Source organism: Clostridioides sp. ZZV14-6387 (assembly GCF_020657835.1).
In the GTDB taxonomy this organism is placed as follows: Bacteria; Bacillota; Clostridia; order Peptostreptococcales; family Peptostreptococcaceae; genus Clostridioides; species Clostridioides difficile_A.
The window spans coordinates 18961-34388 of record NZ_JAGWCW010000004.1 but is presented as its reverse complement, the minus strand read 5'-3'; the positions used below and the strand labels follow the sequence as shown (position 1 = coordinate 34388).

The 15428-nt window shown below is 28.0% G+C and carries 15 protein-coding genes and 1 riboswitch; of the genes, 12 read left to right on the top strand and 3 right to left on the bottom strand.

Annotated features, from left to right (window positions below):
- Positions 1–112: 112 nt before the first annotated feature.
- Positions 113–694, bottom strand: coding sequence for a TetR/AcrR family transcriptional regulator (locus KGF38_RS03370; protein ID WP_074179288.1), 582 nt, complete (start codon positions 692–694; stop codon positions 113–115).
- A gap of 180 nt (positions 695–874) precedes the next feature.
- Between KGF38_RS03370 and KGF38_RS03365 the strand changes: the two genes are divergently transcribed.
- Positions 875–1060 carry a hypothetical protein gene (locus KGF38_RS03365; protein ID WP_074179289.1) on the top strand — a complete coding sequence of 62 codons (186 nt, stop codon included), beginning with the start codon at positions 875–877 and terminating at the stop codon, positions 1058–1060.
- Positions 1061–1331: 271 nt separating this feature from the next.
- Here KGF38_RS03365 and feoB read toward each other — a convergent pair whose 3' ends face one another.
- Positions 1332–3275 carry a ferrous iron transport protein B gene (gene feoB / locus KGF38_RS03360; RefSeq protein WP_074179290.1) on the bottom strand — a complete coding sequence of 648 codons (1944 nt, stop codon included), beginning with the start codon at positions 3273–3275 and terminating at the stop codon, positions 1332–1334.
- Between the two features lie 17 nt (positions 3276–3292).
- Entirely contained in the window at positions 3293–3511 is a 219-nt protein-coding gene (locus tag KGF38_RS03355) for a FeoA family protein (protein WP_021386230.1), read from the bottom strand.
- A 206-nt stretch (positions 3512–3717) separates the two neighbouring features.
- Between KGF38_RS03355 and KGF38_RS03350 the strand changes: the two genes are divergently transcribed.
- The 11 genes from KGF38_RS03350 to pstB all read left to right on the top strand — a co-directional run bounded on the left by KGF38_RS03350 (position 3718) and on the right by pstB (position 15418).
- Positions 3718–4227: a Gx transporter family protein gene (locus KGF38_RS03350; protein WP_054271718.1), complete on the top strand. Its 510-nt coding sequence runs from the start codon at positions 3718–3720 to the stop codon at positions 4225–4227.
- Between the two features lie 77 nt (positions 4228–4304).
- Complete coding sequence (locus KGF38_RS03345; RefSeq protein ID WP_161803447.1) at positions 4305–4466, top strand: aspartyl-phosphate phosphatase Spo0E family protein; 162 nt, start codon at positions 4305–4307, stop codon at positions 4464–4466.
- Positions 4467–4615: 149 nt separating this feature from the next.
- Entirely contained in the window at positions 4616–5281 is a 666-nt protein-coding gene (locus KGF38_RS03340; protein WP_054271717.1) for an MgtC/SapB family protein, read from the top strand.
- A 65-nt stretch (positions 5282–5346) separates the two neighbouring features.
- Positions 5347–7131, top strand: coding sequence for an oligoendopeptidase F (gene pepF, locus KGF38_RS03335; RefSeq protein WP_074179292.1), 1785 nt, complete (start codon positions 5347–5349; stop codon positions 7129–7131).
- Positions 7132–7333: 202 nt separating this feature from the next.
- The gene (locus KGF38_RS03330) at positions 7334–8167 is read left to right on the top strand and encodes a phosphate ABC transporter substrate-binding protein (RefSeq protein WP_054271715.1); all 834 of its coding nucleotides are present in this window, start codon (positions 7334–7336) and stop codon (positions 8165–8167) included.
- Positions 8168–8398: 231 nt separating this feature from the next.
- Positions 8399–8482, top strand: a riboswitch (cyclic di-GMP riboswitch).
- 574 nt (positions 8483–9056) lie between these two features.
- A complete protein-coding gene (locus KGF38_RS03325; protein WP_054271713.1) occupies positions 9057–9734 on the top strand; it encodes a response regulator transcription factor in 678 nt (225 codons plus the stop codon).
- 71 nt (positions 9735–9805) lie between these two features.
- Positions 9806–11821: a sensor histidine kinase gene (locus KGF38_RS03320; RefSeq protein ID WP_176702496.1), complete on the top strand. Its 2016-nt coding sequence runs from the start codon at positions 9806–9808 to the stop codon at positions 11819–11821.
- Between the two features lie 49 nt (positions 11822–11870).
- Entirely contained in the window at positions 11871–12551 is a 681-nt protein-coding gene (locus tag KGF38_RS03315; RefSeq protein ID WP_021386210.1) for a response regulator transcription factor, read from the top strand.
- Positions 12552–12891: 340 nt separating this feature from the next.
- The gene (gene pstC / locus KGF38_RS03310) at positions 12892–13809 is read left to right on the top strand and encodes a phosphate ABC transporter permease subunit PstC (protein WP_054271711.1); all 918 of its coding nucleotides are present in this window, start codon (positions 12892–12894) and stop codon (positions 13807–13809) included.
- A 1-nt stretch (position 13810) separates the two neighbouring features.
- Entirely contained in the window at positions 13811–14635 is an 825-nt protein-coding gene (gene pstA / locus KGF38_RS03305) for a phosphate ABC transporter permease PstA (RefSeq protein ID WP_054271710.1), read from the top strand.
- 18 nt (positions 14636–14653) lie between these two features.
- Positions 14654–15418, top strand: a complete 765-nt coding sequence (gene pstB, locus KGF38_RS03300) for a phosphate ABC transporter ATP-binding protein PstB (RefSeq protein ID WP_054271709.1) — start codon at positions 14654–14656, stop codon at positions 15416–15418.
- Positions 15419–15428: the final 10 nt, after the last annotated feature.

Here is a 15428-nt window from a genome sequence, read left to right as displayed (position 1 = left end):
AGTTGATAGAAAATAACATGAACAAATTTATAAGCAATAGATTAAAATAGATTGACAATAATTAAAAATAAATCCCTATAATACTTTTAATAGTGATGTAGGGATTTTTAGATTATATTTTGTTTTTTAATCCATAGATTCCTTGAGAAATAAATGTACTGATAGTTTTTGCAGTTTTTTCTGGTGTTTTTGAATTGTTTACAACATATTCCATGGAAAGCATTTCTAGACAACTATCTACAATTCCTCCTACGATAAAAGCATCTAAAATATTTACGGTTTCTTTATCTTCTATTGTATGATTGCTTTCTTGAATCCCTTTTTTTAATATCTCTTTATACTTATAAAAAAAAGAAGCATTTTTACCATTACAAGATAAGTTTCTAATTGTATCAGCATGTTCTTGAAAAAATATAACTACCTTCAAAATCTGGGGATATGGGTTTTCAACAATATCATAGATATCATATTCTTTCATTGTACACAGGCATTTATTTAATAATTCTTCTTCTACTTGCTCCTGTACATCATAAATATCCTTAAAATGTGCATAGAATGTACCTCTACTTATATCAGCTAATTCTAAAATCTTGTTTACAGTAATTTTACTTACATCATTATGCATACTTAGTTTAATAAATGCTTGTTTTATTGATTCTCTTGATTTTCTTATATCTCTTCTTTCTTTTTTCATATTTTAACCATCTCCAATAGTCCTTAATAATTTTTTGCTATATGTATAAATTTATACAAATTTAATTTAATTTGTATATAATTATACAAAATATTTAGAATTTATACGTTGTGTATAATATTATATAATAGTATACTCTATTTAAAATAAAAATCAAGGATTTAGAAAGGTAGGACATATATGAATAGTGTAAAAAAAGAAATAGAGAATATTGTATCTTCTTCTAAAAGAATCGGAAATGCATATCGTGATACTGGTATTGAAGTTGGAAAAGCTTATGCAAAAGCAGGTAAAAAAACTGCAAGATTATTCAAAGAATTATATGATAGTAAAGAAACATTTGAGGTACAAACAAAAGAAAAGTAATTTATAGAAATATATTAGTTATTGAGTGAGAAAGTATTACTTTTTATTGTTATGAATGCAATGAAACTATATTACATAGATTCTATATCAAATTAGGTAACTAAATAAATATTTTGAATTTATGATAAAAACCTACAAAAAAGAAGCTATCACATAGCAATTTAAAATTGTTTGTGTGATGGCTTCTTTTATTGTTATAATAAGATTTTTGTAGAAACTATCTTTAAAGGATAGTCCCTTAAATTTATTTTTAAATTAAAATATTCATATATTAGTGTGTACTGCTTTTTTTATTATCTTTCTTATCTGAGCAAGAATTAGAACTTGGACATCCAGAACAACCAGAGCATCCACTACAGCCATCTCCATTCTTTGTAGACTTGAATTTATTAAATAAAATCACAAATGCAAGAACTATAATTATTCCACCTATCAAAGCTTCCATTATTGAATTACCCATAAATAATACTCCACCAATACTTTTAACTATAAATGCCATTACCCATGCTAATATAAACTGATATGCAAATGATGCAAACATCATTTTATTGCCGTATTCTTTTTTCATAGTTGCAAGTGCAGCTATACATGGAGTATATAAAGCAGTAAATATCAAGAAAGTATATGCAGTAACTCCATTAAATATTGTTGGCAATACAACAGTTAGATTACCATATAGTATGTTTAAAGAGTTTACCACGATTTCTTTTGCGCCAAGGCCACTTAAAATAGCAACTGAAGTTCTCCAATCATCAAAACCAAGAGGCTTGAATATAGGGGCTATAATATGACCTAAGGTAGCTAAAAAGCTTACATTTATATCTTCTGTATATCCAAAAACATTAAATGAAGAAAGTCCCCAAATTACAACTGACATTGCAAACATAACAGTAACAACTCTTATTAAGAAACCTTTTGATTTATTCCATGTATTTTTAATAAGTGCATCTATAGTAGGTATTCTATATTCTGGCAATTCTAATATAAATGGTTCAGACTCTGTTTTAAATGCTGTTTTATTTAAGAATAGTGCAATTACTATTGCCATAACTATACCAACTAAGTATAGTGATGTAGTTACTAAGGCAGCATTATGTGGGAAGAATATAGCTACAAATAGTGCATATATAGGCAGTTTTGCTCCACAAGTCATAAGTGGTGCAATAAGAGCTGTGACTCTTCTATCTTTTTCACTTTCCAATGTTCTAGTTGCCATTATAGCTGGAGAAGAACATCCCATACCCATAACAATAGGTATAAAAGCTTTACCAGATAGGCCAACTTTTCTCATAACTTTATCCATTAAAAATGCTGTTCTTGACATATATCCACTATCTTCAAACAATGATATACCAAAAAATAATGTGAATATTAAAGGGAAGAATGGTAAAGTCCCACCAACACCTCCAATTATACCATCAACTATAAGTGATTTAAACCAAGGGCTAGAGTTAGATAACATATCACTAGCAGGTGTAGAGATATAAGTTTCTATAAGACCAGCAAAGCCCTCTTGTAATGGTCCTCCAACCCAATCAAAGGTAAATTTAAATAAGAGGAACAATACACCAATAAATATTGGATAGGCTAATATAGGATTTAAAACTATATTGTCTATTTTATCACTGATAGATTTTTTTTCTGTATATGTAGTTTTTGTACATCTTGATAAAATGGATTCTAATTTTTTGTATGTTTCCGTTTCACTTCCAAAGTTTGTTTGATATATAAAAGATTTTTGAGTAGCTTCTTTAATTTCTTCTTCTATTTTTTCAACACCATTTTTCTTCTTTGCAATAATTGGAACAACAATTACTCCAAGTTCTTCACCTAATTTTTTAGCATCTATATTAATACCTTTAGATTCTGCTATATCTAACATATTAAGAAGTATGACTATAGGTTTGTTAAATTGCATAAGTTGAGTCGTTAAGTAGAGATTTCTCGATAAGTTAGATGCATCAACTACATTCACTATTACATCAACATCCTCATTTTCTAAATATGATTTAGAAACCTTTTCTTCATTTGAGAAAGTATCCATTGCATATATACCTGGTAAATCTACAACCTTTATTTCTTTCCCAATAAATCCTTCTTTTTTTTCTATAGTAACACCAGGCCAGTTACCTACATATTGATTTGAACCTGTAAGTAGGTTGAAAACAGTAGTTTTACCAACGTTTGGGTTTCCTAATAATGCTACATTAATCACAGGTAGCCCCTCCTCTATTATTGTAAAGAAATATTTTTAGCATCAGATTTTCTAATAGCAAGGTCAAAGCCTCTAAATCTGATTATAATTGGGTCTCCAAATGGAGCAACCTTTTTAACTTCTATTTCAGTACTATTTATACATCCAAGTGCAAGTAATCTTTTAGATAATTTAATATCTCCATCTATACTATTAATAAGTCCTTTTTCTCCTATTTTTAAATCGTAAACAGTCATTATTAGCACCTCCTAATGAAATTCATTATCATTAAAATTGTAACAAGTATGATACAAAAAGTCAAGAATTATAGAGGCAATTGAACACTGAGACCCCTAATATTTATTCTAAATAAATTGAAAAATATTTTAATCTAAATTAGGTGTTTTTATATCTTTTGTATTATAATGTAAGATGATAGATAAAATTTGGAGGAATTAACTTAATGAAAACTAGAAAAATGACATTTTTAGGTCTTATGATAGGGTATAGTTTAGCTTTATATGTATTAGAGACATATATACCAAATCCTCTTATAGTTATATTTCCAGGGGCAAAATTGGGTTTGAGCAATATTATAACTTTAATTTCATTAATGTTGTTAGGTGTCAAAGATACTGTTATAATTGTTACTATCAGGGTAATTTTGTCATCAATATTCGCAGGTCCTTTGTCCTATCTTCTATTTAGTATAGGAGGAGCTTATCTAAGTCTTTTATTTATGTATTTAGCAAGTAAAATAAAAGGTCTATCATTGATAGGGATAAGTATCATAGGTGCAATAGGACATAATATAGGTCAATTAATAGTTGCAAGTTTAATCATAGAAAATATACTTGCTATAGGATACTTACCATTTATGTTAATGGCATCATTAGTAACGGGTATGTTTGTAGGCTTAGTGTCTAGGTATACAGTACCCAAGCTGGAGCATTTTTATAGTAAGTTTTATTGACATAATATTGACAAAATATAATATTGTTTGATAAAATGTATATAAAAATATACAAATTTGTAATAGTGGTGATTATTATGGCGAACAGTGAATTAGAAGCGTTAAAAAATGAGATTGAAGCAGTTAGAGAAGAGATAAATACATACATAGAATATCCAGAAATATTTCAAGAAGAGTTAGTAGAATCAAGTAAGAAAATAGATATATTAATAAATAAATACATGTACTTAAGCAAATAGCCCACAGTTGTGGGTTTTTTTGTATCAAAAATTAACAGATAGCCATATTTTACATATATTAATAATAATATTAAGATATAAAATAGTATTTCTGGTGTGTAAATTATCTGTAGGACATAATTATGATTAAGTCAGGAGGGGTTTATATTATGGTTGATATAGGAAGTAAGGAAATAGCAATAAGATTATTTTTAGCCCTAATAATTGGAGGAATAATAGGTTTAGAGAGAGAAAAAATAAGGCAATTTGCAGGATTTAGGACACATATATTAATAGCAATAGGTTCTTGTATTGTTTCAATAACTTCAATTCAGTTGTTTTCTGATTATAATTTATATACAAATGCCGACCCAGCAAGAATGCCTGCTCAGGTATTATCTGGAATTGGTTTTTTAGGAGCAGGAGCAATTTTAAAAAATAAAGGTGGAGTAAAGGGGCTTACTACAGCTGCTGGGATGTGGGCAACTGCATGTATCGGAATAGCAGTAGGTTATGGTTATTATGAATTATCAATTTTAGGTGGGCTATTTGTAATGATAGCATTATTTGTACTTAGGATAATAAATACTTTTCTATTCAGTCAAGAAAAAAATGTTTTGATATTAAAATTAAGTAATTTGGATTCAATACCTTTTTTATATGATAAATTTGAAAAAAGTCAACTTATTGTAAGAAACATGGAAATAGAATGTCGTAATGAAGAATACTGGAAGGTTAATTTTTTTGTATCTTATGGCAAGAGAATACACTTACATGATGTTATGAAAGAAATAAATATGATAGAAGGAGTAATAAATGTAGATTATTTGGACTAAAATATATACAATATATTTTGTAAAGAGAATAAAATATAAATCAAATCAAAATAGAGGTGTATTATATGGAAACTGATAGAAGTAAAATAGAAGAAAAGTATAAGTGGAAGATAGATAAGATGTATTCTAGTAAAGAAGATATAGAAAAAGATATAAGCAAAGTAAAAAGTCTTATTCAAGAAGTAAAAGAATATAAAGGGAAAGTTTCTGAGAGTAAAGAGAATTTATATAAAGTATTAAATATTTCTGAAAATGCATCTAGAATTGTTCAAAATCTATATGTATATACTCATATGAAACAACATGAAGACACTAGAATTAATGACAATCAAGGTAGAGCTACTAAGACAGAGATGTTATCGACTGATTTGGGTGTAGCTACTTCTTATATAGTTCCAGAAATACTGGCTATAGAAGAGAATAAATTGAATGAATATTTAAAGGATGAGAAGTTATCTTTTTATACAAAGTATATCAAGGATATATTAAGGGATAAACCTCACACTTTGAGTGAGAAAGAAGAAGAAATACTTGCAGCTACATCAGAATTATCGACGGTTCCAGAAAATGTATATGATATGTTAACATATGCAGATATGGAATTTCCTGAGATTGAAGATGAAAAAGGCAATAAAGTTAAGCTTTCTCATTCTAATTACTCTTTATTTATAAAAAGTAAAAATGGTAGAGTTAGAAAAGACGCTTTTGAAGGCGTATTTTCAACTTATGGAAAATATAAAAATACATTTGCATCAACACTTTATGGTGGTGTAAAGTCAGAAATATTTTATGCAAAAACTAGAAAATATAATTCGGCAATAGAAGCTTCTTTATTTTCAGATGATGTAAGTTTGGATGTCTACAATAATCTTATATCAGCTATAGATGAAAGTCTCCCTACTTTGAATAAATATGTTGAACTTAAAAAGAAATTTTTAGGTCTAAATGAAATACACATGTATGATTTATATGTTCCTTTGACAGATAAGTTTGACATGGATATACCATATGATAAAGCACAAGATATCATATTAGAGGCACTTAAGCCTTTGGGAGAAGAGTACTTGAAAGTTATAAAAAGTGCATTTGAAGAAGGTTGGATTGATGTATATGATAATGAAGGTAAAAAAGGAGGAGCTTATTCTTGGGGAAGTTATGATTCGCATCCTTATATATTAATGAGTTATAAAAATGACCTTAATTCTCTATTTACTTTAATTCATGAGTTAGGGCATTCTGTTCATAGTCATTATTCAAGAACAAGTCAGCCATTTTTATATTCGGACTATAAAATATTCGTTGCAGAAGTTGCATCTACTTTAAATGAATTACTTCTTATAAATTATTTATTAGAAAATTCTAAGTCTAAAGATGAAACTATATATCTATTAAATTATTATTTAGAACAATTTAGGACTACAGTTCATAGACAAACTATGTTTGCTGAATTTGAGAAAATTGTACATGGAAGGGTAGAGAGTGGAGAGCCACTTACTGCTGATGAATTTACTGACATATACTATAAATTAAATGAAAAGTATTATGGAAAATCTGCAATAGTAGATAAACAAATAGGAATAGAGTGGGCTAGAATCCCTCATTTTTATTCAAACTTCTATGTATATAAGTATGCTACAGGATTTTCGGCTGCAAGTGCTTTAAGCCAACAGATACTTTCAGAAGGTAGTACTGCTGTAGATAGATATATAAACTTTTTAAAAAGTGGAGGGTCAGAGTATCCTTTAGAACAATTAAAATCTGCTGGTGTAGACATGACAAAAAAAGAATCTATAGAGGAAGCTTTGAATGTATTTGATGGTTTAGTTAATAAACTAGAAAAAGAGTTATAGAATATAATAAATCAATCAAAGATAACTTAAAAAAATTAAACTAATTTAGAATATACCCTATGAAATTAAATTTTTACATGCATTTAACAATATTTACACTTACTTAACCTCGCTCTAATATTCACTTAACAAAAAATATGTATTATTAAAATATAGAAAATATGAAAACAAAAAAATTAAAATATAAGCGGGGGTAAGTGAAATGTTTAAAAAGAAAATAGGAGTTCTTTTAGCTAGTACAATGTTAGTTGGAGTTTTAGCAGTAGGATGTGGCTCTGGTTCAGGAGGTTCAGGAGACTCAAATAAGGTTTCTGTTTCAGGTTCAACTTCAATAGGTCCTCTTATGGAAACTATAGGAGAAAAGTTTCAAGAAAAAAATGAAGGTGTTAGTGTAGAAGTACAACAGATTGGTTCTTCTGGAGGTATAAAAAATGCTATGGAAGGAACATCTGAGATAGGGATGAGTTCAAGAGATTTAAAAGATGAAGAAAAAAGTGCTGGATTAAAGGAAACTAAGATAGCAATAGATGGAATAGCATTAATAACTAATACTGCTAACCCAGTAAAAAATCTAACAATGGATGATGTTAAAGGTATTTATACAGGAAAGATAACTAACTGGAAAGACGTAGGAGGAAATGATGCACCAATAGTAATTGTATCAAGAGAAGAAGGTTCAGGAACTAGAGATGGGTTCCAAGAAATTGTAGGATTCAAGTCAGAAGAATTAACTAAAGATGCACAAATAAGTGATGGTTCAGGAAATATAAAAACTACAGTTGAAGGAAATGAAAATGCTATAGGATATATATCATTTGGATATGTTGATGAAAAAGTGAATAGTTTAAAAGTAAATGATGTTGAAGCAACTGATGCCAATGTAATAGCTAATAAATATCCAATATCAAGACCATTTATACTAGTTAATAAAGAAGATAACTTATCAGAAAAAGGCAAAGCTTTAATAGATTATATATTAAGTGATGAAGGACAAGCTCTTGTTTCAGAAAAAGGATTTATTAAAGTTAATCAATAAGATGAATATTTAATATAAAATAGATATAGTACCCTGCAAGATAAGCACCTAAAAATGTTGCTTATTTGCAGGGTATTGTCTATTATTGGTGGTATAAATATAAACATTTTAATTACATAATAGATATTTTAGTACATTATCTCTGAAGAATATTGGAATATTGACAAAATAATATTACAATGTTAGAATAAAAAGGAAATTTATTAAAATGTATTAAAATTTTTTAACAAAAATATTTTAGAAACTGAGAAGTATACCTTATTATTGGGCATCTAGAGGTATATGGAGTTAGTGGTGCAACCGGCTATGAATATAATCTTATATTGCATAGCCTTTTTTTGTTTTAAATTTAACAAAAATATTTAAAAATCTAAAAACTATTGCATTAGTAGTTAGATTTAATTTGATACGTGGAAATTTGGCTTTTAAAGTAGCCATTTGTTGGAAAAGGGGAATTTTTAAAAAAGTATAATGCAATTATAATAAAAAAATAAAGTCTTTATAAATATTAAGACATGAAATATAAACATTTTGTAACAATACATTTACCAAAATAATCCAATTTATTTTATATTATAACTATATAAACCATATAAATCAATACTCAAACTGGCTTATTGACAAGTTTCTAGAGAAATAATAAATTTATAATATAAAATTGCTTTAAGCTCCATTTTCCAACAATCGGAGACTTTGATTAGTATTTAATAATGAATCTTAATATTTAATACAATATTCAAGAATTATTCAAAAATACTTAAGTTTTATAGTCTAGTTTGTAAAGATATTATAAAATAATAATACCAGTTATATAAAAAATAAAACATCATAATTTGTAATAATTAAAATCTGAGACTATGATTGAAATATTTTTGAATGGAGTGGTGTAATGTATAACTTACTAGTTGTAGATGATGATGTTGATATTTTAAATATAAATCAAATTTATTTTTCAAATATAGGTTTTAATGTATATACATCTAAGACAGCTAAAAGTGCTATGAAGATAGTAGAAAGTGTGGTTTTAGATTGTATAATTCTAGATATTTCATTGCCAGACTTAGATGGATATAAAGTATGCAATGCTATAAAAGAAAAGGTTAACATACCTATAATATTTTTATCTAATTATGAACATGAGGAAGAAAGAGTTCAGGGATTTTTAGCTGGAGGGGATGATTATATAACAAAACCATATAGCTTAAAAGAACTTGAACTTAGAATATATGCGCGTATGAGGCAATATAAAAATATTACATCAGTTCCTAATGTGTTAAAGTTTTCATCTTTAGTAATAAATGTGAATTCAAGAAAAGTAACTTTTGACGAAAAAAGTATCGACTTAACCACCATGGAGTTTGAAATACTGCTGTTTCTAGCTGAAAATAAAGAACAAGTATTCTCAAAAATAGAAATATATAATCAAGTTTGGAAAATGCCTGATATTGGAGAACAACATACAGTACAGGTTCATATTGCACAGATGAGGAAAAAAATTAATTCTTTAAGCAGAGAACATCAGTACATTCAAACCGTATGGGGAAAAGGATATAAGTTTGTACCGTAAGTGAGATGCTGTAATCAATAAATAGTTCTTGTTTTATTTAGTACTACTATGAAAGAGATGTGGTTGATGCAATGAAAAAGTATAACATACTAAAAGGAACTCTCATTGTATTGATAGTCTCTCTGTTCGCAATAACAGGATTAAATCTTCTGTATAAATATGATAACAAATATACATATAAGTCTATTAGAGCAAGTAATGGAATCTTAACTATAAATAATGATACTTTTACTAAAAATAAACTTGTTTTCCTAATAGATGACTGGGAGTTTTATAATCATAAAATATTTAAACCGAATGATTTTATAAAGCAACATATAGAACCAGAATACATTTTTATAGGTCAATATCCAGATTTTTCTATGAGAAAAGAGAATCAGTCACCATATGGCAATGCAACTTATCGTATGAAGATAAAAAATGAAGGTAAGGATAAGGTGTTGAGTCTAGAGATTCCTGAAATTTTTTGCGCAAGTGAAGTATGGATAAATGGAGAAATAGTTTCTAAACTGGGAGAGGTAGGAACAGAAAAATATAAACCAAAAATTAAAAATTCAGTAGTGAGTTTTGTAGCAAAGAAAGATACAGAAATTATAATCAATGTTTCTAATTTCTCACATTATTATAGTGGTATGTATTATCCACCTGCATTAGGAGAAACAAAAGACATAAGTAATATGATATTTTATAGATTACTTTTTTATAGTATAATTTGTTTCACAACTTTTGCAATAGCTATATTTTCACTAGCTGTTTGGTTTTTATCAAAAAAAAGCAAACTCTACTTTTATTTTGGATGTATGTGTATTTTCTTTGCAATACATGTCTCATATCCTTTTGTACATTTACTGGGACTTCCCTTAGTAAACTTTACATATGCAGTTGAAGATGCATCATATTTTATAGCAGTCTTATGTATTATTTGTATAAATGGGAGTATATCAAAAATAGAAGAAAATAAAGGATATAGATTTTTAATTTTGCCATTAGGAATTACAATGTGTATCATATCTATTGTGATACCAGTTGTTCTTCTCCCATATGATATATATTTTGTTGACATGTATGGAAAATTAATAGATATATATAAATATATTGTATTTATTTATATCTTTGTGTCTTCACTAGTTTCAATCTACAAAAGGACATGCTCTAAACATATAAGTTCTTATATTTTAGTTTCAGTGAACATTGTGTTTGGTATTAGCATATTATTTGATGCAGTAACGAGTAATAGGTTTGAGCCTATATTTACTGGATGGCAAACAGAATACTGTGGATTTATAATTGTAATTTTATTTTCTATTATGATGATACATAGGAACAGGATGATAATAAAGGAAAATGAAAAACTCACAAAGAATCTTGAACATGAAGTTGAAGTAAGAACTAGTGAACTTACAACACTATTAAATGAACGTAAAAAGTTTTTGGCTGATGTAGCTCATGATTTAAAGGCACCTGTTTCAGCTATACAGGCATTTATAGATTTAATAAAGGTTGGTAATATTCATGTAGATGAAGAGACAAAATCTTATCTATATGCCATAAATCAAAAATCAAATGAGGTACAGAATAGAGTACGTAGTCTACAAGAATTTACATCACAAGATAAAGAGATTGGTATTAGTGAGAAGATATGTCTAAATGATTTTATCAAAGAGATATATGAAAATAACTTACCAGACACACAAGCATGTGGTGTAAATTTTGAATTGAGTATATTAGATAAAAAAATATATGCAAAGATAAATAAAGAAAGATTGGCTAGAGCATTTGAAAATTTAATTTATAATGCTTTAAGCTTTACTTCATATGATGGGAAGATAAGTTTGTCAATGAATAAAGAAGATGGATTTGCAGTTATTAAGGTTTCTGATAATGGGAAAGGAATACCACCAGAAAATATACCAAAGATATTTGAACGATTCTTTACAGCAAGAGATACTGATATTTCAACAGGTCAAGGGTTAGGGTTATATATTGTAAAGTCCATTATAAAAGAACATAATGGAGAAGTTTTTGTAGATTCGCAGTTAGGAAAAGGAACTGTTTTTACAATAAAATTAAGTCTATGTTTTTCATAATAATGGGTTATTTAATATAAAAGAATAATGATATTTAGGAGTGATTATAATGCAAACTAAGATATTAATAATAGATGGAGACAAGAATAATTGCCAGGAATTGAAAAACTTTTTAGAAGGAAAAGGGATAACTATAGATTTAGCATATAGCTGTGAAGAAGCTATTGGAAAAATATTTAGCAATAGATATGATTTAATATTTTTAGAGATAATCCTAACTGATGGTGATGGATGGACTCTTTGTAAGAAAATAAGAAATGTAACTACTTGTCCAATTGTTTATATGACTTACATAAATGAAGACCAAAGCATTTTAAATGCCTTAAATTCTGGAGGAGATGACTACTTAATTAAACCTCTAAATCTGGAAATTTTATATGCAAAAGTAAAAGCAATTTTAAGAAGAGTAAATTCATATGTAAATAGCAATGAAAGTAATTCGAAATTAGAGGAATATAATAGAACTAGTGGAGTAATAAAATTAGAAGACAAAATAATAAAATTAACTCCAACAGAAAATAAACTATTAAATTATTTTATAGAGAATCCCGAAAAGACATTAACTACTAAAGAGATATATGAACATGTGTGGTTAAATGAATATTTAGAAGATAATTATAGTGTAGTAGTTGCAGTGAACGGATTGAGAAAGAAAATAGAAAAAGATTATAAAAATCCTCAAAAAATTATAACAATAAGAGGAGCAGGATACTATTTTAATAAGGAATAATATGAATGTATAGGTTATAAAGGACTAAATTTAATTAATAAATATCAATAGCAGATATAAGTAATGAGTTACATGGAAAATGTATTATTACTTATATCTGCTATTTTAATATAATCAAATAACATCATAATGTAAACTAAATGTCAAGAATAGTTCTAAAAGTAAAATCGATGTTAAAAAAGTGAATATAATTTTACACTTGTTTAACTTAATCCTAATATAGATTTAACTTAAAAAAAGTAGAATAAAAGTATAGAAAATTTAATTGATACGAATTATAAAAATTTAAATTTTGAATACAGAATTAAAATCGATAAGTATATTTTAATGGGAGGATATTATGATAGTAAAATCTAGGTTAGTAGGTTTAGAAAAAAATGACAATAATGGCAACAAGACAAAATATATAGTTGAAAAAGTAGCAAAAAATATTTTTCTACTTAGTGCTTTGGTAGCAGTTGCAAGTTTACTTTTGATAATAGGATTTGTATTTTATAAAGGTCTAAGACCATTTATATTTGAGGGATACTCATTTATAGATTTTTTAACTGGTGCAGATTGGGTTCCTTCTGCTAATAAATTTGGAATATCATCTATGATAGTAGCTTCAATATTTGCAACACTTGGAGCACTTGTGATAGGAGTACCAGTAGGAATATTAACATCTATATTTATAGCAGAAGTAGCACCTAAGAGATTAGCAAAAATAATGTCACCAGCAGTTGAACTTCTAGCAGGTATACCTTCAGTATTATATGGTGTATTTGGTCTTGCGGTGATAGTTCCAATGATACAAAACATATTCAATCTTCCAAAAGGTCAAAGTTTATTAGCAATAGTAATAGTATTAGCAGTAATGATGTTACCAACAATAATATCTGTATCAGAAACAGCTATAAGAGCAGTACCAAAAGCATATAAAGAAGGTTCATTAGCACTTGGTGCATCAAAAATAGAAACAATATTTAAAGTTGTATTACCAGCTGCAAAATCTGGAGTATTAGCTGCAGTGGTATTAGGAGTAGGAAGAGCTTTAGGAGAAACAATGGCAGTAATACTTGTTGCAGGGAACTCACCAGTTATGCCAACTTCAATAACAGATAGTGTAAGACCACTTACAACTAATATAGCACTTGAAATGGGATATGCGTTTGGTACACATCAAGAAATGCTATTTGCAACTGGAGTAGTATTGTTCACATTTATATTAATTTTAAACTTAGTTTTAAATAAACTTTCAAATAAGGCGGTAAATTAGGATGAGAAAGTTCAGAGAAAATACATTAAAGTTATTAGTATACCTATCAGCACTATTTACAATAGTATCGTTAGTAGTCATAGTAGGATTTATATTTATAAAGGGAATTGGAAATATGAATTTTAATTTCTTATTTAGCAATTATTCAGCATCAGGTGATGGTGGTATACTTCCAATGATAATTACAACATTATACACAGTAGTAGTTTCTATAGTTGTAGCAACTCCTATAGGAATCTTAGCTGCTATATATTTGCAAGAGTATGCAAAAAAAGGAAAAGCAGTTACAGCAATAAGATTTGCAACTGAAAGTTTATCAGGAATACCATCTATAGTGTATGGATTATTTGGAGGAATTTTCTTTGTTGTTACATTAAAAATGGGATACTCAATAGTTGCAGGTTCTCTTACAGTAGCAATAATAATTTTACCAGTAATAATTCGTACAACAGAAGAAGCTTTAAAGACAGTTCCTCAAGCATATAGAGAATCATCATTAGCATTAGGGGCTACTAAATTTCAGACTTTATACAAGGTAGTACTTCCAAGTGCGATACCAGGAATCTTATCAGGAGTAATCTTGTCGGTTGGTCGTATAATTGGGGAATCAGCTGCAATCTTACTTACAGCAGGTACTGTAGCTAAGATGCCAGGTGGAATATTTGATAGTGCAAGAACACTAACTGTACACTCATACTTGCTAACTAAAGAGAGTGGAGATATAGCAACAGCAGCTAGTATAGGAATTGTTTTGATAGTAATTGTATTAGCACTAAACATGCTAGCAAGATTTGTCGCTAAGAAATTAAATAAGGCTAATTATTAAATTTAAGAGGTGTGAATAATGGAATTAATCGATAAGATAAAAATGAGTGTAAAAGATTTGGATTTATTTTATGGTGACAAGCAAGCATTAAATAAAATAAATATGGATATAAAAGAAAATAAAGTTACTGCTTTAATAGGACCATCTGGATGTGGAAAATCAACTTTTATAAGAACATTAAACAGAATGAATGACCTAATAGAAGATGTAACGATTAAAGGAAACATCTTTGTGGATGGAGAAGACATATATACTTCAGATGATGTAATAAATCTTCGTACTAAAGTAGGGATGGTATTTCAAAAACCAAATCCATTTCCTATGAGTATATATGATAATGTTGCATATGGTCCTCGTACACAGGGACTAAGAGATAAGAAACAATTAGATAAGATTGTAGAAGAGAGTTTGAAAGGGGCAGCTATTTGGGATGAGGTTAAAGATAGACTTAAATCATCTGCATTAGGACTGTCTGGTGGACAACAACAACGTATATGTATAGCAAGAGCAATTGCTATGAGACCAGAAGTTATTCTAATGGATGAACCTACATCTGCCTTAGACCCAATTTCAACATTAAAAGTTGAGGAACTTATAGAAGACTTAAAAAAAGACTACACAATAGTCATAGTTACTCATAATATGCAGCAAGCTGCTCGTATATCAGATGAAACAGCTTTTTTCTTAAATGGAGAGGTTATAGAATTTAGTGATACAAAAACTATGTTTACCACTCCTGTAGATAAAAGAACAGAAGACTATATAACAGGTAGATTTGGTTAAAATATATAAC

What these genes read in the sequence shown, in the direction of transcription:
- KGF38_RS03370 (WP_074179288.1), bottom strand. Translation starts at nt 694, where the DNA reads ATGAAAAAAGAAAGAAGAGATATAAGAAAATCAAGAGAATCAATAAAA.
- KGF38_RS03365 (WP_074179289.1), top strand. Translation starts at nt 875, where the DNA reads ATGAATAGTGTAAAAAAAGAAATAGAGAATATTGTATCTTCTTCTAAA.
- KGF38_RS03355 (WP_021386230.1), bottom strand. Translation starts at nt 3,511, where the DNA reads ATGACTGTTTACGATTTAAAAATAGGAGAAAAAGGACTTATTAATAGT.
- KGF38_RS03350 (WP_054271718.1), top strand. Translation starts at nt 3,718, where the DNA reads ATGAAAACTAGAAAAATGACATTTTTAGGTCTTATGATAGGGTATAGT.
- KGF38_RS03345 (WP_161803447.1), top strand. Translation starts at nt 4,305, where the DNA reads ATGGCGAACAGTGAATTAGAAGCGTTAAAAAATGAGATTGAAGCAGTT.
- KGF38_RS03340 (WP_054271717.1), top strand. Translation starts at nt 4,616, where the DNA reads ATGGTTGATATAGGAAGTAAGGAAATAGCAATAAGATTATTTTTAGCC.
- pepF (WP_074179292.1), top strand. Translation starts at nt 5,347, where the DNA reads ATGGAAACTGATAGAAGTAAAATAGAAGAAAAGTATAAGTGGAAGATA.
- KGF38_RS03330 (WP_054271715.1), top strand. Translation starts at nt 7,334, where the DNA reads ATGTTTAAAAAGAAAATAGGAGTTCTTTTAGCTAGTACAATGTTAGTT.
- KGF38_RS03325 (WP_054271713.1), top strand. Translation starts at nt 9,057, where the DNA reads ATGTATAACTTACTAGTTGTAGATGATGATGTTGATATTTTAAATATA.
- KGF38_RS03320 (WP_176702496.1), top strand. Translation starts at nt 9,806, where the DNA reads ATGAAAAAGTATAACATACTAAAAGGAACTCTCATTGTATTGATAGTC.
- KGF38_RS03315 (WP_021386210.1), top strand. Translation starts at nt 11,871, where the DNA reads ATGCAAACTAAGATATTAATAATAGATGGAGACAAGAATAATTGCCAG.
- pstC (WP_054271711.1), top strand. Translation starts at nt 12,892, where the DNA reads ATGATAGTAAAATCTAGGTTAGTAGGTTTAGAAAAAAATGACAATAAT.
- pstA (WP_054271710.1), top strand. Translation starts at nt 13,811, where the DNA reads ATGAGAAAGTTCAGAGAAAATACATTAAAGTTATTAGTATACCTATCA.
- pstB (WP_054271709.1), top strand. Translation starts at nt 14,654, where the DNA reads ATGGAATTAATCGATAAGATAAAAATGAGTGTAAAAGATTTGGATTTA.